A 16,055-nucleotide genomic window follows, 5' to 3' on the forward strand; every position below is an offset into this window, starting at 1 on the left:
CGATGGTTATCTCACCGCTCGCTCTACGCCGTTTCGCCTTTGCTGTGGTTGCACTGGTGGTACTCAGCGCTATGCTGCTGGCCTGGAGCGCGCTTTCGCATCAGGAATCGACGCTGGCCATTCGCCCGGTAAACCAGGGTGCCAGCGTGCCAGACGGTTTTTCTGTCTGGCATCATCTGGATGCGAACGGGATCCGCTTTAAGAGCATTACCCCGCAGGACGATGTTTTACTGATCAAGTTTGATTCCCGTGCGCAAAGTGCCGCCGCGAAAGTGGTTCTCGACCGTACGCTGCCGCACGGGTATATCATTGCTCAGCAGGAAGAAGACAGCCAGCCTGCAGCCTGGCTGTCACTGATTCGCGATACGTCGCATCGGTTTGGATAATTACCACGATTCCGAATCTTTTCACTCACTTTGGTGAATCCCCCGTTTACTTACTATGCTTAAGTACGCGGAGCATCCCTCGAATGTACTCCGCATAACTTTGGATAACGGCTTACGCCGTAACACAATGGAAGGTTTCGATAATGAAATTCCGCATTACTCTGGCTCTGGCCCTTTTTTCTTTAAGCACAGCATCCTTCGCAACCTCTCTCTGTCAGGAGAAAGAACAGGATATTCAGCGTGAGATCGATTATGCCGAAAAGCATAACAATCAGCACCGTGTTGATGGTCTTAAAAAGGCGCTGAGCGAAGTGAAAGCGAACTGTTCAGACAGCAAGCTTCGTGCCGATCACCAGAAAAAAATCGCTGAACAGAAGGACGAGATAGCCGAGCGCCGTCGCGACCTGCAGGAAGCGAAAGAGAAAGGGGATGCGGAAAAAATTGCCAAGCGCGAGAAGAAGTTGAAAGAAGCGCAGGACGACCTGAAAGCGCTGGAAGCTCGCGATTATTGAGTTAACGGAAATCTCAACAGGAGAGAATCATGTCAAAAGATACGACGTCTGAACATCTGCGCGCTGAACTGAAATCCCTGGCCGATACCCTTGAAGAGGTGCTGAACTCCTCTGCTGATAAGTCAAAAGAAGAGGTCAGCAAACTGCGCAGCAAAGCAGAGCAGGCGCTCAAGGAGAGCCGCTATCGTCTGGGTGAAACCGGCGATGCGCTGGCGAAACAGACCCGCGAAGCGGCTGCCCGTGCGGACGAATACGTGCGTGATAACCCATGGACGGGCGTAGGAATTGGTGCCGCAGTCGGTGTGGTACTGGGTGTCCTTCTGACGCGTCGTTGATATGGAAGATCCTCGTCACGCACAAGGGCCTGCTAACAACGTCCTCGGCATCGGCCAGCGTATTTTAACGACGCTGGTTGGGATTGCCGAAACGCGCGTCCGGCTGGCAGTGGTCGAGCTGGAAGAGGAGAAAGCAAACCTCTTCCAGATGCTGCTGATGCTCGGGCTGACCATGCTCTTCGCCGCGTTTGGTTTGATGAGCCTGATGGTGTTAATCATCTGGGCCATTGACCCGCAGTATCGTCTCAACGCGATGATTGCCACCACCGTCGTTCTCCTGGTCGCGGCATTGATTGGCGGTATCTGGACGCTGCGCAAAGCGCGTAAATCCACGTTCCTGCGCCATACGCGCCAGGAGCTGGCTAACGATCGCGCCCTGCTGGAGGATGACAAGCCGTGAGCGGTAAAGCCGAACGTCAGAAGCGAAAAGCGTACCTGTTAAGTCAGATCCAGCAGCAACGGCTGGACCTGTCTGCCAGCCGTCGCGACTGGATTGATGCGACGAGACGCTTTGACCGTGGCTGGAATACCGTCCTGAGCCTGCGTTCATGGGCACTGGTCGGCAGCAGCGTGATGGCTATCTGGACGGTTCGTCATCCGAATATGCTGATCCGCTGGGCGCGTCGTGGATTTGGTGCCTGGAGCGCCTGGCGGCTGGTGAAATCCACGATTCGACAGCAGCAGCTGCGGTGATAAAAGCAAAACGGTAACCCTGGTTACCGTTTTTTGTTTTTGCCCCCTCTCCCGTGGGAGAGGGCTGGGGTGAGGGCACCCGCGCGCGCCCCCTTACTCAATATCTTTGAATTAGATTGACAGTTTTCCTTGCTAACAATCGCCAACCGTCACGTTTATGATGCTCTCCATCGACAGCAATGACGCGGTATCTACCCGGAATTGCAGACAAATAAAGTTCAGCCGCTGATGTGGTTTCCTGGAGAGTAAAATGAAAAAATTAGAAGATGTTGGTGTACTGGTAGCACGTATTCTGATGCCAATTCTGTTCATCGTCGCAGGTTGGGGAAAAATCACCGGCTATGCGGGTACCCAGCAATACATGGAAGCCATGGGCGTTCCGGGGTTCCTGTTGCCACTGACCATTCTTCTTGAGTTCGGCGGCGGCCTGGCGGTACTGTTCGGCTTCCTGACCCGTACGACCGCGCTGTTTACCGCAGGCTTCACCCTGCTGACAGCATTTATCTTCCACAGCAACTTTGCGGAAGGCGTAAACTCTCTGATGTTCATGAAAAACCTGACCATCGCGGGTGGCTTCCTGCTGCTGGCCATCACTGGTCCAGGCGCATACAGCATCGACCGCGTTCTGAATAAGAAGTGGTAAGCACGCTATACTGAATGAACACAAAGCGAGGAGATATCTCCTCGCTTTTGCTATCTGACGGAGGAGAAAAAATGGGACAACTCGTAGACGGCGTCTGGCAGGATGTCTGGTATGACACCAAATCCACCGGTGGTCGCTTCAAGCGCTCAGCTTCGGCCTTCCGTAACTGGCTCACCGCTGACGGTGCGCCTGGCCCGAGCGGCGAAGGCGGCTTCGCCGCTGAGAAAGACCGTTATCATCTTTATGTTTCCCTTGCCTGCCCGTGGGCACACCGCACGCTGATTGTGCGCAAGCTCAAAGGTCTCGAATCTTTAATTCCGGTTTCGGTGGTGAACCCGCTGATGCTGGAAAACGGCTGGACGTTTGACGGTGATTTCCCTGCCGCGACCGGCGACGATCTTTACCACCACGATTTCCTTTACCAGCTCTATCTGCGCGCCGACCCGCACTACACCGGGCGCGTTACCGTGCCGGTGCTGTGGGACAAGAAAAACCAGACGATTGTCAGCAATGAGTCTGCGGAAATCATCCGCATGTTCAATACCGCGTTTGACGCCCACGGCGCCCGCGCCGGGGATTACTATCCGGTTGAACTGCGCGACAAGATTGATGAGCTGAACGGCTGGATCTACGACAACGTCAACAACGGCGTCTACAAAGCCGGTTTCGCCACCAGCCAGGAAGCGTATGACGAAGCGGTCGGGAAGGTGTTTGAATCGCTGGAGCGCCTGGAACAGATCCTCGGCCAGCACCGCTATCTGACGGGTGACCGCCTGACGGAAGCGGACATTCGCCTGTGGACCACGCTGGTTCGCTTTGATCCGGTGTACGTTACCCACTTTAAGTGCGATAAACACCGCATCAGCGACTACCTGAACCTGTATGGTTTCCTGCGCGACATCTACCAGATGCCGGGCATCGCCGACACGGTCGACTTCGACCATATCCGCACCCACTATTTCCGCAGCCACAAGACCATTAACCCAACGGGCATTATCTCCATTGGCCCGTGGCAGGATCTGGACGAACCGCACGGGCGCGACGTTCGGTTTGGTTAAATATTAAGGGCATCAATAGATGCCCTTTTTTAATTCACAATCTCCATCTATCCTTACCTCGATCGCTTAGAAAACAAGTGATTGACTGACTAATGAGGCAAGGAAAATGGACTGGTATTTAAAAGTACTGCGTAACTATATTGGATTTGGTGGCCGTGCCCGCCGTAAAGAGTACTGGATGTTTGTTCTGGTGAACTTCATTCTCATTATGGTGCTGGGTATTATTGATAAAATTCTTGGCTGGGAGCGGGCTGGCGGAGAAGGCGTGCTGACTACCATCTATGGCCTGTTAGTCCTGCTGCCATCGTGGGCGGTACTGTTCCGTCGGCTGCACGATACCGATCGTTCGGCGTGGTGGTTACTGCTGCTGTTGATCCCGATTGTCGGCTGGATCGTGATTCTGATCTTCAACTGTCAGAGCGGCACCCCAGGTGAAAACCGCTTTGGTCCGGATCCGAAAGCCGGCGTGTAAATCAAAGCCCGGTGGCGCCTACGCTTACCGGGCTATACGCTTATTTATTGTGGTGGGCGAAGAGTTTGGGTATTTCGCGCAGGCACCACGATTTGGCTTCGCCCATGCTGTCGCGACGCCACGCCATAATGATATCCACCTCGTGGCTATATTCCGGGCTGACAACGCGCAGCCGTCCTTCCGCAATATCTTTTTCCACAAACGGGTACGGCATCGTCGCCACGCCAAGACCGGCCAGCAGCGCCTGCCGTTTGTCTTCCAGTGAGGTCACCGTCAGACGAGGCTGTTTATCCAGCAGCTGCACCGTCAGCACCGGGCGCTCGCGCGCGGTATCCGCGACCGCCACGCCGCGATACTTCACGCGCGTGACTTCAGAGAGCGGCTCCGGCTCCTGGTGAATCGGATGATTGGGGGCGGCAACGTAGACGTTCATCACGCTGTAAAGCTTGCGCGAGTTGATTTCCGATGAGGAACGAAAGTGCATGTCAGGCGCAATGACGATGTCCGCCCTGCCCGTCTCCAGACGCTCCCATGCGCCTGCCAGCACCTCGGTGATAATTGACAGCTGCGTGTTGGCCTTCGCCGCCAGGCGGTCCACCAGCGGGAACAGCGCTTCTGTCGGCACCAGCGCTTCCGTCACCAGCGTCAGGTGGGTTTCCCAGCCGCGCGCCAGCGCTTCGGCGTCCGTCGTGAGCTTATCCGCCGCTTCCAGCAGCACGCGACCGCGCTCCAGCAGCATCCGCCCAACGTTGGTGAATTTTGTTCGATGACCGGAGCGGTCAAACAGCACCACGTCCAGCTCTTCCTCCAGCTTTTGCATGGTGTAGCTCAGCGCAGACGGAACGCGCCCTAGTTCATCAGCCGCCGCAGCAAAACTGCCGCGTCGGTCAATCGCGTCCATGACGCGCAGCGCCTCAAGCGTCAATGCTCTCTCTTTAGCCATCTCGTTCTCATTCAGGAAATTTGAACATACCGGGCAGAATATCTGGCTAACAATGCAGCGTCCATACCTTTACCATTGTTTTAGTGTAAAGAGAGGTCAAGTTTATGATTACGACAAGAACAGCTAAACAGTGCGGACAAGCCGATTTCGGTTGGCTGCAGGCCCGCTACACCTTTTCCTTTGGACACTACTTTGACCCTAAACTCCTCGGTTACGCATCACTACGCGTGCTGAATCAGGAAGTGCTCGCTCCGGGCGCCTCCTTCCAGCCGCGTACGTATCCGAAAGTCGATATCCTGAACCTGATCCTGGAAGGCGAGGCAGAATACCGCGATAGCGAGGGCAATCATGTCCAGGCAAAGGCTGGCGAAGCGTTGTTAATTTCCACGCAGCCGGGCATAAGCTACAGCGAGCATAACCTCAGCAAAGACAAAACGCTGACCCGCATGCAGCTGTGGCTCGATGCCTGCCCTGAGCGGGAAAATCCGCTGGTACAGAAGTTAGATTTAACGGGCGATAAGCAGCAGTTGATCGCGTCCCCGGACGGCAGCAAAGGTAGTCTGCAGCTACGCCAGCAGGTGTGGCTGCACCATATCGAGCTGAAGAAAGGCGAACAGGCGAGCTTCCAGCTTCACGGCCCGCGCGCCTATTTACAGTCGATTCACGGCACGGTGCATGCGGTGACGCATGCGGAAGAGAAAGAAGCGCTCACCTGCGGTGACGGGGCGTTTATTCGTGATGAAGCGAATATCACGCTGGTGGCGGATACGCCGCTGCGCGCGCTGCTGATTGATTTGCCGGTTTAGAGAATGCCCTCACCCTAACCCTCTCCCGGTGGGAGAGGGGACCGATCGAGCCACGGCAGAATCATCCAGCGCCGTACGCGACGATGAAATCACTCTGCCAGCGCGTTAGCCATATCGGTTCTGATCTGCTTACGCTGTTCCGGCGTCAATACCTGACTGACGTCGAAGTAATACTTCACGCGGTAATAACGGGTCTGCTCTTCAATTTTGCTGAACGCGGTAAGCTGGCTTTTCACCGTACTTTCGTCCCATTTACCCGCCTGGAACATGTCGATAAGCGCCCCGTCCTTCACGCCCGTCATCGGAATTTTGCTGACATTTTGTTCCAGCTGCTTATGCAGGTCTTCTATTTTCTTCACCTGCTCATTGCTGAGCTTCAGGTGCTGGACCAGCGGATCCTGCGATGGAGAAGGGGCAGCCTCAACGTTCGCGGCCTGCGCCGTAAAACTGCACAGGGCCAGCGCGGCGGCGGCCAACGCAATACGGGTCATTTTCATCATCTTACTGTCCTTACAAGCTGTTATAGGGGAAAGCAGGCGTATTGTTTTTCAAGAGCGGATGAATATGTGTGAGTAATTATATAAACAATTTTGTATGTTAAGCGGGCAAAAAAATGCCCCCTGCGCTGAGGGGGCATGAGGCATTTTTTGCGTTAGATGGAATGCGTAAACGTCCTTGAAATTACATCCTGCTGCTGCTCGCGCGTCAGGGCATTAAACCGCACCGCATAACCCGAAACGCGGATGGTCAGGTTCGGGTAATTTTCCGGATGCGCAATGGCATCCAGCAGCATTTCCCTGTTCATGACGTTGACGTTCAGATGCTGCCCGCCCTCGATGGCCGCTTCATGGTGGAAGTACCCGTCCAGCAGCCCGACCAGGTTGGTTTTGCGCACCAGCTCGTCCTTGCCCAGCGCCTGCGGCACGATGGAGAAGGTGTAGGAGATCCCGTCCTTGGCATAGGTGAACGGCAGCTTGGCAACCGAGGTTAACGAGGCCACCGCTCCTTTTTTGTCGCGACCGTGCATCGGGTTTGCGCCTGGCGCAAACGGCGTGCCGCCGCGGCGTCCGTCCGGCGTGTTGCCGGTCTTCTGGCCGTAAACCACGTTGGAGGTGATGGTCAGGATCGACTGGGTCGGCACCGCGTTGCGGTAGGTCGGTAGCGCCTGAATTTTCTTCATAAAGCGCTCCACCAGATCGCAGGCAATACTGTCCACGCGGTCGTCGTTGTTGCCGTACTGCGGGTAGTCCCCTTCTATCACAAAATCGACCGCCAGGCCGGTGTGGTCGCGCACCGGTTTTACCGTGGCGTATTTAATGGCGGACAGGGAATCCGCCGCCACCGACAGGCCAGCAATGCCGCAGGCCATGGTGCGGTAAACGTCCCGGTCGTGCAGCGCCATCAGCGAGGCTTCGTAGCTGTACTTGTCGTGCATGTAATGAATGAGATTCAGCGCGCTGATGTACTGCACCGCCAGCCAGTCCATAAAGTGATCGAGGCTCGCCATCACGGTGTCGTAGTCCAGCACGTCATCCAGCAGCGGCTCGGTTTTCGGGCCAACCTGAATCTTCAGCTTCTCGTCCACCCCGCCGTTGATCGCGTACAGCAGCGTTTTGGCGAGGTTGGCGCGGGCGCCAAAGAACTGCATCTGCTTGCCAATCACCATCGGGCTGACGCAGCAGGCAATGGCGTAATCATCGCTGTTGAAGTCGGCTCGCATCAGGTCGTCGTTCTCATACTGCAGCGACGAGGTGACGATCGATACCTGCGCGGCATATTTCTTAAACGCGATCGGCAGCTGTTCTGACCAGAGGATCGTCAGGTTAGGCTCCGGTGCAGGCCCCATGGTGTGCAGCGTATGCAGATAGCGGAAGCTGTTTTTGGTCACCAGCGTGCGCCCGTCCAGCCCCATGCCGCCGATCACTTCCGTCGCCCAGATCGGATCGCCGGAGAAGAGCGTGTCGAACTCCGGCGTGCGCAGGAAGCGCACCATGCGGATCTTCATAATGAAGTGGTCGATCAGCTCCTGCGCCTGAACCTCATTCAGCCGCCCGGCCTGCATGTCGCGCTCAATGTAGATATCGAGGAACGAGGCCGTGCGCCCCAGCGACATCGCCCCGCCGTTCTGAGATTTCACCGCCGCCAGGTAGGCAAAATAGACCCACTGCACCGCTTCCTGGGCGTTCATCGCCGGACGTGAGATATCAAAGCCGTAGTTCGCCGCCATCTGCTGGATCTGCAGCAGCGCGCGTTTGTGCTCCGCCAGCTCCTCACGCAGGCGGATCGTCGCCTCGAGATCTTCCCCGCGCTCCAGTTTCCCCTGCAGATCGGCAAACTGCAGTTCACGCTCGCGCACCAGATAGCTGATGCCGTACAGCGCCACGCGGCGATAGTCGCCAATGATGCGCCCGCGCCCGTAGCCGTCCGGCAGACCGGTCAGCACGCCGGATTTACGGCAGCGCATCATCTCCGGCGAATACACGTCAAACACGCCCTGGTTGTGGGTTTTGCGCAGATCGGTAAACAGGTATTCAAACTGCGGATCCATCTCGCGGCCGTAGGCTTCAAAAGAGCTGCGGATCATGTTGATCCCGCCGTACGGATGCAGGGCGCGCTTGAGCGGTTTATCGGTTTGCAGGCCGACGATCGTCTCCAGATCCTGGTCGATATAGCCTGGCCCGTGCGCGGTAATGGTGGTGGCGATATTGGTGTCAAAATCCACCGGGGCGTGGGTGGCGTTCTCCTGGCGAATGCCGACCATTACCTTCTGCCACAGCGCCGTCGTTGCTGGCGTCGCCTGCGCGAGGAAAGCTTCGTCGCCGTCATAAGGGGTGTAGTTATGCTGAATAAAATCGCGCACGTTGACGGTGTCTTTCCATTCTTCACCGCGAAACCCGGCCCATGCGTCGCTGTAGGGCGCGACGCCCGTATCGATTGTTACTTTCATCTTATTCTCGCTTTATCAGGCGTAAGCCGCAGCCGGGGTAACCTTCCCAAGACGGAGGGCGTCCAGTGCGATCATTTTTTCTTCGTTGGTAGGGACAACCGCGCAGGCCACGCGGGACGACCCGGTGCTGATGACGCGTTCACCCGCGCTGCCCGGCAGGGCATTTTTGGCGTCGTCGAGGATGATGCCAAACACCTTCAGGCGTTCCGCCACCAGCGCGCGGACAAGCGTTGAGTTTTCACCGATGCCGCCGGTAAAGACCAGCCCATCCAGGCGGTGCAGCGACGCGGCGTGACCGGCGATATGCCGGGCGATACGGTGCACAAAGGTCTGGATTGCCAGCTGGGCCCGTTCATTGCCCGCGTGCCAGGCTTTTTCCAGCGTCCGCAGATCTGAAGAGATGCCGGAGATGCCAAGCAGCCCCGACTCTTTGTTAACCACCCGCTCCAGGTCCTCGAACGACTGGCCGGTCTGCTGGGCAATCCACGCCATTGCGCCAAAATCCACGTCGCCACAGCGCGTGCCCATCACTAGCCCTTCCAGCGGCGTCATCCCCATCGAGGTATCGACGCTTTCGCCATTTCGCACCGCGCAGATGGACGCCCCGTTGCCGAGATGGGCAATCACCAGGCCGCTGTCATCGGGGGACAGCCCGAGAAGCGCCTGCGCCTGCCCGGCCACGTAGCGGTGAGAGGTACCGTGAAAGCCATAGCGACGCACGCCCAGCTCTTCAAAATAGCGGTACGGTAATCCGTACAGATACGCCTGCGGCGACAGCGTCTGGTGGAAGCTGGTATCAAACACCGCGACCTGCTGCACGCCCGGGAACAGGCGCTCTGCGGCTTCCACGCCGCTTAAGTTGGCGTAGTTATGCAATGGCGCCAGCGGGGAAACCTGGCGGATCTGCGCAATCACCTCTTCCGTGATCAGGGTCGACTCGCTGAAGAGATCGCCGCCGTGCGCAATGCGGTGGCCAATTAAGGCCACGCTGCTCATCAGGTTACGCTTCTCCAGCTCCAGGGCGATGGCTGCCAGCGCCCCTTCGTAGTCATGGTGAGCCAGCCTGACCGGCTCACCCCCGTTCACGGAAATAAAGGCCTTTTCAGTGTTTATGCCGTCCGCAATGCCCGTCAGCAGGGCGTCACAGCTGCCGGCATCAAGCACCGAAAACTTAACGGAGGACGAACCGCAGTTAATAACCAGTACAACCGGAAACTCATTCATCATGTGACTCCGCTCTTCCTGAGCTTTGGTTAGAACAGTTTGTAAACGATATTCAGAATGGTCAGCAGACCCACAATCGTGACGAAGATGTTCTCCGGTCTGCCTTTGTATTTCGCCATGGCCGGCGCTTTACGGATGGCATACATTGGCAGCAGGCACAGCAGAGAGGCGATGATCGGCGCACCCATTGCTTCGATAAGGTCAAGAATATTCGGGTTAGCGTACGCAACAACCCAGGTGGAGCCCATGATGAACACCATGCTGATGGTGTTCAGTTTGCCCACGGACACTTTCTTCTTATCGCCCTTATAGCCGAACTTGAGGATCAGACCGTTGAGCCCTTCCAGCGTCCCCAGGTAGTGGCCGAAGAAGGATTTGAAGATAGCCACCAGTGCGATGATGGAGGCACCGTATTCCAGTACCGTCGCGAACGTCGATTTAGTTCCCGACATCGAGGCGAAGTGGTTCGCCAGGTAGGAGAGCACCGGAATATTCTGCGCTTTGGCTTCCGCCATGTTCTGCGGGGAGAGCGTAAACAGGCAGCTAAAGGCGAAGAACATCACCACGGCAACCATCAGCAGGCTGGCGCGACCGATGATTCTGGAACATTTCTGCTCGGTAAACTCTTTACCGAACTGTGGCTCGTACTCTTCGCGCTTGGAGACCACAAACGAAGAGACGATGGGAGAGAAGTTAAAGGAGAAGACCATGATGGAGATCCCAAGCCACACCGTGACCAGGATGCCGTCATGACCGGTGAAGGCGATATCGCTCAGGTTCACCTGGTCGATGACTGCCGAGTTCCAGTAAGGGATCAGCGACAGGGAAATCAGCACCAGACTGGCGATAAACGGGAACACCAGGAAGCTCATCACCTTCACCATCAGGTCTTTACCGAACCAGATAACAAAAGCCATCAGCAGCAGCAGGAACAGCGCCACCAGGCCGCGGTTCAGCGCAGGCAACTGGAGCTGGTTTTCCCAGAAGGTCATAAAGGTGTTGGTAATGGTGACGCCGTAAATCCACAGCAGCGGGCAAATCGCGAAGAAGTAGAGGAACGTGATAACCACCCCACCGGTCTTGCCAAAGTGCTCTTCCACCGTTTCGGTGATGTTGCCCGAGACGTTGCTGCCGGACAGGCACAGGCGCGCCAGCGCGCGGTGGCAGTAAAACGCAATCGGGAACGCGAGAACCAGCATCAGCAGGATAGGGATCAGGCCACCAAAGCCTGCGCGAATGGGGAAGAACAGCACACCTGCGCCAATGGCGGTGCCGAACAGGCCAAGCGTCCAGGTGGTATCAGACTTACGCCAGGAGGACGTTTTCGTCTGGCCAACGATAATGCTTTCTGTGTTGCTCATAGGTCACCTTTATGCGTCAACGAAGCCGGTAATTTGGGAAACACGGGACAGGTCAATATTGCCGCCGGAAATAATGCAGACGGTTTTACGACCCTGAATATAGTGGTCAAGCTTGCCGCTTAATAACGCGGCACAGGCCAGCGCGCCGGCACCTTCCGTCACCACTTTATTTCGCTGAATAAGCGCAATCATGCTGTCGCGAATGTTGTCTTCAGTGACCAGCACAATGTCATCGACTAATTCACGAACAATCTCGAAGGTTAATTTACCGGGACGAGAAACATCGCAGCCGTCCGCTAATGTGCCGGTGACGCGATGATTGACGATTTCCCCGGCCTGATAAGACGCCGCCATGCCGTGAACATTTTCTGACTGCACACCGATAATATTAATGGTCGGGTTGATGGATTTAATCGCCGTGGCAATCCCGGCAATTAATCCGCCGCCGCCGATTGGCACAATGACGTTATCCACATCGTATAAATCTTCGAGGATTTCCAGACCGATGGTGCCCTGCCCGGCGATCACTTTGGCGTCATCGTAAGGTGGAATAAAAATACGTCCTTCCATCTCGACGATTTCGCTGACTTTGGCGATGGTGTCGTTAAAGTTCTCGCCGTGCAGCACCACCTCCGCCGAGTAGTCGCGCGTTGCGGCCACTTTAGACTTTGGCGCGCCCATCGGCATCACCACTTTGCCGTCAATGCCCAGCATGGCGCATGAGAGAGAGACCCCCTGCGCGTGGTTTCCCGCGGAGCAGGCGACCACGCCTTTGCGTTTTTCAGCGTCGGTCAGCGAGCTTAATTTGTTAAACGCACCGCGGATCTTAAACGAACCGGTGCGCTGCATGTTCTCAAACTTCAGGAATATTTCGCCCTTACAGCGTTCGCTGAGATAATTCGAACGCGGCATGCCGGTTTTATATACCTTTCCTGCCAGCCGTTTTCTGGCATCCTGAATATCTTCAATTGTTACCGGGAGATCGTAGGTAATATGCATAATATCCTCGTTATAATAATTCATTCTTTTCGGGCAAAGTCAGGGTATCAGAGCATTTTTAATATAAACTCTGGGTGTTTTATAAAGGTTTAATCACTCTCAGGGATTAATACATCATCGTCGTCTTTCGCCGGTGAGTGAGGCATATTGTTTTGCCAGCTCAACTAATACTGACGCCGATTTTTTAATTCTGTAATTTTTTGACCACACGGCGGCATAACGCGCCACGGGTAATTCATCTTCCACCGGCAGGACGATGAATTGATCGGAACCGAAAGGGGCAATCATGTCGCGGGGAATGACCGTCAGATAATCGGCATTCAGCACAAGGTTATAAATGGTAACGACGGAATCGGTCTGGACGATGTTTTCAATGCTGATGTGGTTGTCTTGCAGGGTGGTCAGAAGTTCTTTGTAGTAGCCCATATCGGTTTGCGGCATCACCCACTGCTCGTGCGTGAGCGATGCCAGTGTCGTCGGGCCGGTGCACGTTCGTGACTTGCTGGCGACCAGCACAAACTCGGACTCAAACAGCGGCTCGACGTGCAGATCCTGCAGCAGCATTTCATCGCTCAGCGTGCCGATGGCAAAATCCAGCCGACCGTCGCGAATGGCCGGCAGGAAAGACGACAGCTGCGCTTCATACATCGAGACGCGTGCTTTCGGGAACACTTCCTTAAATTTTTTGATCATCCCGGACAGGAAGGTAAAGCCGATCAGCGACGGATAGCCAAAGGAGACGTCCATGACGGTGCTGAAGCTCAGGCTGTTGATTTCGCTCACCATATTTTTCATTTCACGCGTGATCGACTCGGAGTACGAGAGCAGAACCTGGCCCGCGGCAGTGAGTTTTACGCCGGTGTTTTTACGCACCATCACTTCCACGCCAAAGTAGGATTCGATATCGCTGATGATTTTGCTGACGGCGGGCTGCGTCAGGCCCAACTGTCTTGCTGCAGAACCTATGGAGCCACTTTTAATGACTTCCTGAAATACCACGAGGTGCTGTGTTTTCGGTAGAATAATAGTGTTCATAATATTCTGCGCTTATTTCCCTATGACGGGGTGAATTCTACTCAATAATGTTTAAAGGGGTATGTGCTGTTACTCACAATTTGCCTTTTCGCATCCAACAAAGCCACTACAAAAGCCAATAAAAAACCTTTAATATCAATAAAATAAGCAAATTAAAATACGTCATTACGCTGATATTGATCAATAAAACACACGGTAATAAATTTATTTTATGGCGATAACCAGCGTAAATTTTACCGTTCATAAAAAATCAATAAAGACGATCTTTCAGACAATTAAAGGGCAATAAATAACCACTATTAATTTGAAACATTCTTTTAATTTATCAAAATTTTCTGACGTAATTTTGCAGATTACCGATAAAGAGAGGAATACGTCACACATTCACGGGGCGAATGTTTTTAAATTCAATATTTACATATCAAACGAGAAAACATTCGCGATCATTAAGGTAACGAACATAACAAACTATCAACACTGAAGATTGATGATTTTTTAGCGTGAAATTTTGTGATGTCGATCGTAAGCAGATGCTGCATAGACCATGAGGCGATAAAAACAGTGAAATGTGCTTAATATCGCAAATATGAGAATTGATGTCGCTCAGGCGATTACCGGATGACGCTACGCTTATCCGGCCTGCAATCCCCTGAAAGCAAAAACCCCGCCGAAGCGGGGATTTTTTAAGAAGGTGAAGCTGACCGATAAGGCGGCTTCGTTCAACCATACGTCAGGCATCTGCGGCGCTGAAGTTGTCTTGTGTCGCAGACTGTATCTCAGTTTGTGTGGCAGAGTAAAGCCACCGAGTGAGGCACTTTTCACACCCAGCCATGCCTAATTGCTAGCATTTGTAATACACCAATGACAAAAAACAACAGACTGACAACCGCCAGGTATATCTCCACGTAGAATGGGCCAATAAGCCGTTTTGGTAGCCCACGAATAAAGTCCTTGTCATCGTTTTTGGTCAGGATTGAGCTTTTATTCCACAACAGCGGCATGTATATAAAACTCACTTTTGTGCTGTATGCCACTTTGACATAAAGCGTGTTGACGTTCTCGAACAGCAATACAGCATCGGGCAGACTACCGTATTTTTCTTTGTACAGGATGCAGATCTCTTTAAATCTATCCCTGTTCAGAACTGAGGCTATGATACTGGCTATACCGAAGCCGAAAGCAAGTGCTCCAATAATTACTGTTGCCTTGGCGCTAAGTAGATCATTAATGGTCATTGCTTGTAACCTCATATAGCGATTCACCAACGAATCCACCGAACGCAGATGCGGCTTTATCACTCCCATATGCAATAGCGCCATTTACGCCAAGCGTACAAAGTAATGCTCCGGCACCTGCGGCTTCTATGGTTGCAGCGCTAAGCACTATCGCACAGACGGTATTTGCTGCGGCTGTACCCGCAATTTTTCCAGCTATCGCACCGCCGATCAGGCTACCGGTAAACTCACCAATGGAAGTAAAAGCGGTTTTCTCACAATCTCGTCCAACCGTGCAGGCTTCGGTGATCTTCGCTGCGGCATCAAAGGCAGAAAGGCCAATGCCTATCTTCCCGGCGGTTTCCATCCATTTGACGTATTTCGCCAGCTTCTCGATGTGTGTCGCGTAACCTTCAATATCACTAACGCCTGTTTCATTCCAGCGATGGGTGATTGAACTGCTGGACAAGCCAAGTGCGCGTTTCAGATCTGCATATTCATTGAACATGAATCGGTGCTTCATGAACAGTTTAAGGACGCTATCAAGCTGGCCAAACAGGCGGCGGCGCTCAACAAAAAATTGTTCTCCGATCAGCGTGCCGCTGGTGATGTACTGGTTTTTGTAGGTCTTCTCGATCTCGACAAGGATTTTTTCTACATGTTCGAAATACCCTTTCGCGGCTTCGGTTGCTTGTCCTGAGTATCCATAAGTATCGCTCGCCGTACTGGCAGCAGCGGCGAACATCTCAATGGTGTCTTTGTGTTTGAAAAGGAAGTTGGCTTGCTGGTGTGAGAGGGGCGCTAAAGCAGTATCAATGCGCTGTTTAGCAGCTTGCATATGTGCGATCTGTTCGCTGTCCTGCCTATCAGGATCAACCACCAGCAGAATAGATCCTGCTCTGTATTCCTTACCCGCGCCGTTAAGTGAGCGGTAAAGTTCTCGGGTTCCTTCTGGCTGACCGCCAGTAAACAGGATGCTTTCGAAAGATTCGGTTGTCGACTGTCGAGGGACTACGCAAAAACCAGCATCTACACCAGTGCGTTTCTTTTTAGCTGTCTGGGCAAGTTGTTCTGGCTCTTGCTGAGTTTGTTGTTCTGGGGCTAATCCAAAGGTTGATGGTTTAGCAGTCATCATTCCCGGATGACGTTCACCTGTATAACCAGATATAGCGATCACAAAGTTATCTTTGCAGTTGCATAAAACCAGATCACCATCACCCGCGATAAGGCCATCTTCGAGGAGTCCGGTATAGGTTGCATTGATTTCAAAAGCACCTTTGCAAACATCGCACCATGCTTTATCACCAGCCCTCACCAATGGATTATGGTCTTCATCAAAAATAGTTGATGAGGCGGAAACAATGTGGCCGAACCTCGTTTTATTACCCAGCTTTGCAAGCGTTCTTTGCGTAACCATCAGTGATCTC

The 16,055-nt window shown here is 53.9% G+C and carries 18 protein-coding genes; 9 read left to right on the top strand and 9 right to left on the bottom strand.

Annotated elements, in window-relative coordinates; genetic code table 11:
* Window positions 1–2 precede the first annotated feature (2 nt).
* From mzrA to M2433_RS17390, 8 genes are all read left to right on the top strand, one after another.
* Window positions 3–386, top strand: coding sequence for an EnvZ/OmpR regulon moderator MzrA (mzrA, locus tag M2433_RS17355; protein ID WP_429055867.1), 384 nt, complete (start codon window positions 3–5; stop codon window positions 384–386).
* Window positions 387–529: 143 nt separating this feature from the next.
* Entirely contained in the window at window positions 530–898 is a 369-nt protein-coding gene (locus tag M2433_RS17360; protein ID WP_429055865.1) for a DUF1090 domain-containing protein, read from the top strand.
* Window positions 899–927: 29 nt separating this feature from the next.
* Window positions 928–1,233, top strand: a complete 306-nt coding sequence (locus tag M2433_RS17365; protein WP_008503141.1) for a DUF883 family protein — start codon at window positions 928–930, stop codon at window positions 1,231–1,233.
* Window position 1,234: 1 nt separating this feature from the next.
* Window positions 1,235–1,633 carry a phage holin family protein gene (locus tag M2433_RS17370; RefSeq protein WP_014885329.1) on the top strand — a complete coding sequence of 133 codons (399 nt, stop codon included), beginning with the start codon at window positions 1,235–1,237 and terminating at the stop codon, window positions 1,631–1,633.
* Complete coding sequence (locus M2433_RS17375; RefSeq protein WP_429055863.1) at window positions 1,630–1,926, top strand: YqjK-like family protein; 297 nt, start codon at window positions 1,630–1,632, stop codon at window positions 1,924–1,926. The genes M2433_RS17370 and M2433_RS17375 overlap by 4 nt, the downstream gene beginning before the upstream one ends.
* Window positions 1,927–2,176: 250 nt before the next feature.
* On the top strand, window positions 2,177–2,569 hold the full coding sequence (locus tag M2433_RS17380; protein WP_014833394.1) for a DoxX family protein: 393 nt from the start codon (window positions 2,177–2,179) through the stop codon (window positions 2,567–2,569).
* A 71-nt stretch (window positions 2,570–2,640) separates the two neighbouring features.
* Window positions 2,641–3,627 carry a glutathione S-transferase family protein gene (locus M2433_RS17385; protein ID WP_429055861.1) on the top strand — a complete coding sequence of 329 codons (987 nt, stop codon included), beginning with the start codon at window positions 2,641–2,643 and terminating at the stop codon, window positions 3,625–3,627.
* Between the two features lie 106 nt (window positions 3,628–3,733).
* On the top strand, window positions 3,734–4,099 hold the full coding sequence (locus M2433_RS17390; protein WP_063430965.1) for a DUF805 domain-containing protein: 366 nt from the start codon (window positions 3,734–3,736) through the stop codon (window positions 4,097–4,099).
* 40 nt (window positions 4,100–4,139) lie between these two features.
* Here M2433_RS17390 and M2433_RS17395 read toward each other — a convergent pair whose 3' ends face one another.
* Complete coding sequence (locus M2433_RS17395) at window positions 4,140–5,042, bottom strand: LysR family transcriptional regulator (protein WP_023333543.1); 903 nt, start codon at window positions 5,040–5,042, stop codon at window positions 4,140–4,142.
* A gap of 104 nt (window positions 5,043–5,146) precedes the next feature.
* Here M2433_RS17395 and M2433_RS17400 point away from each other — a divergent pair, with 104 nt between their 5' ends.
* Entirely contained in the window at window positions 5,147–5,848 is a 702-nt protein-coding gene (locus M2433_RS17400; protein WP_023294637.1) for a pirin family protein, read from the top strand.
* 89 nt (window positions 5,849–5,937) lie between these two features.
* Here the strand turns inward: M2433_RS17400 and M2433_RS17405 are convergent, their stop codons facing one another.
* The 8 genes from M2433_RS17405 to M2433_RS17440 all read right to left on the bottom strand — a co-directional run bounded on the left by M2433_RS17405 (window position 5,938) and on the right by M2433_RS17440 (window position 16,045).
* On the bottom strand, window positions 5,938–6,348 hold the full coding sequence (locus M2433_RS17405) for a Spy/CpxP family protein refolding chaperone (protein ID WP_047347743.1): 411 nt from the start codon (window positions 6,346–6,348) through the stop codon (window positions 5,938–5,940).
* A 152-nt stretch (window positions 6,349–6,500) separates the two neighbouring features.
* Entirely contained in the window at window positions 6,501–8,795 is a 2,295-nt protein-coding gene (pflB, locus tag M2433_RS17410; RefSeq protein WP_429055859.1) for a formate C-acetyltransferase, read from the bottom strand.
* A 15-nt stretch (window positions 8,796–8,810) separates the two neighbouring features.
* Window positions 8,811–10,019: a propionate kinase gene (gene tdcD / locus M2433_RS17415; RefSeq protein WP_429056031.1), complete on the bottom strand. Its 1,209-nt coding sequence runs from the start codon at window positions 10,017–10,019 to the stop codon at window positions 8,811–8,813.
* A gap of 29 nt (window positions 10,020–10,048) precedes the next feature.
* Window positions 10,049–11,380, bottom strand: a complete 1,332-nt coding sequence (gene tdcC / locus M2433_RS17420) for a threonine/serine transporter TdcC (protein WP_429055857.1) — start codon at window positions 11,378–11,380, stop codon at window positions 10,049–10,051.
* Window positions 11,381–11,389: 9 nt separating this feature from the next.
* Window positions 11,390–12,379 (bottom strand): bifunctional threonine ammonia-lyase/L-serine ammonia-lyase TdcB, encoded by a 990-nt coding sequence (tdcB, locus tag M2433_RS17425; protein WP_429055855.1) that lies wholly within the window; start codon window positions 12,377–12,379, stop codon window positions 11,390–11,392.
* Window positions 12,380–12,493: 114 nt separating this feature from the next.
* Window positions 12,494–13,414 (bottom strand): transcriptional regulator TdcA, encoded by a 921-nt coding sequence (gene tdcA, locus M2433_RS17430; protein ID WP_429055853.1) that lies wholly within the window; start codon window positions 13,412–13,414, stop codon window positions 12,494–12,496.
* Window positions 13,415–14,232: 818 nt separating this feature from the next.
* Window positions 14,233–14,649 carry a hypothetical protein gene (locus tag M2433_RS17435; RefSeq protein WP_429055852.1) on the bottom strand — a complete coding sequence of 139 codons (417 nt, stop codon included), beginning with the start codon at window positions 14,647–14,649 and terminating at the stop codon, window positions 14,233–14,235.
* Window positions 14,639–16,045, bottom strand: coding sequence for a PAAR domain-containing protein (locus tag M2433_RS17440; protein WP_429055851.1), 1,407 nt, complete (start codon window positions 16,043–16,045; stop codon window positions 14,639–14,641). The genes M2433_RS17435 and M2433_RS17440 overlap by 11 nt, the downstream gene beginning before the upstream one ends.
* Window positions 16,046–16,055: the final 10 nt, after the last annotated feature.

Source organism: Enterobacter sp. AC1, assembly GCF_050434705.1.
In the GTDB taxonomy this organism is placed as follows: Bacteria; Pseudomonadota; Gammaproteobacteria; order Enterobacterales; family Enterobacteriaceae; genus Enterobacter; species Enterobacter cloacae_L.

What these genes read in the sequence shown, in the direction of transcription:
- mzrA (WP_429055867.1), top strand. Translation starts at nt 3, where the DNA reads ATGGTTATCTCACCGCTCGCTCTACGCCGTTTCGCCTTTGCTGTGGTT.
- M2433_RS17360 (WP_429055865.1), top strand. Translation starts at nt 530, where the DNA reads ATGAAATTCCGCATTACTCTGGCTCTGGCCCTTTTTTCTTTAAGCACA.
- M2433_RS17365 (WP_008503141.1), top strand. Translation starts at nt 928, where the DNA reads ATGTCAAAAGATACGACGTCTGAACATCTGCGCGCTGAACTGAAATCC.
- M2433_RS17370 (WP_014885329.1), top strand. Translation starts at nt 1,235, where the DNA reads ATGGAAGATCCTCGTCACGCACAAGGGCCTGCTAACAACGTCCTCGGC.
- M2433_RS17380 (WP_014833394.1), top strand. Translation starts at nt 2,177, where the DNA reads ATGAAAAAATTAGAAGATGTTGGTGTACTGGTAGCACGTATTCTGATG.
- M2433_RS17385 (WP_429055861.1), top strand. Translation starts at nt 2,641, where the DNA reads ATGGGACAACTCGTAGACGGCGTCTGGCAGGATGTCTGGTATGACACC.
- M2433_RS17390 (WP_063430965.1), top strand. Translation starts at nt 3,734, where the DNA reads ATGGACTGGTATTTAAAAGTACTGCGTAACTATATTGGATTTGGTGGC.
- M2433_RS17395 (WP_023333543.1), bottom strand. Translation starts at nt 5,042, where the DNA reads ATGGCTAAAGAGAGAGCATTGACGCTTGAGGCGCTGCGCGTCATGGAC.
- M2433_RS17400 (WP_023294637.1), top strand. Translation starts at nt 5,147, where the DNA reads ATGATTACGACAAGAACAGCTAAACAGTGCGGACAAGCCGATTTCGGT.
- M2433_RS17405 (WP_047347743.1), bottom strand. Translation starts at nt 6,348, where the DNA reads ATGATGAAAATGACCCGTATTGCGTTGGCCGCCGCCGCGCTGGCCCTG.
- pflB (WP_429055859.1), bottom strand. Translation starts at nt 8,795, where the DNA reads ATGAAAGTAACAATCGATACGGGCGTCGCGCCCTACAGCGACGCATGG.
- tdcD (WP_429056031.1), bottom strand. Translation starts at nt 10,019, where the DNA reads ATGAATGAGTTTCCGGTTGTACTGGTTATTAACTGCGGTTCGTCCTCC.
- tdcC (WP_429055857.1), bottom strand. Translation starts at nt 11,380, where the DNA reads ATGAGCAACACAGAAAGCATTATCGTTGGCCAGACGAAAACGTCCTCC.
- tdcB (WP_429055855.1), bottom strand. Translation starts at nt 12,379, where the DNA reads ATGCATATTACCTACGATCTCCCGGTAACAATTGAAGATATTCAGGAT.
- tdcA (WP_429055853.1), bottom strand. Translation starts at nt 13,414, where the DNA reads ATGAACACTATTATTCTACCGAAAACACAGCACCTCGTGGTATTTCAG.
- M2433_RS17435 (WP_429055852.1), bottom strand. Translation starts at nt 14,649, where the DNA reads ATGACCATTAATGATCTACTTAGCGCCAAGGCAACAGTAATTATTGGA.
- M2433_RS17440 (WP_429055851.1), bottom strand. Translation starts at nt 16,045, where the DNA reads ATGGTTACGCAAAGAACGCTTGCAAAGCTGGGTAATAAAACGAGGTTC.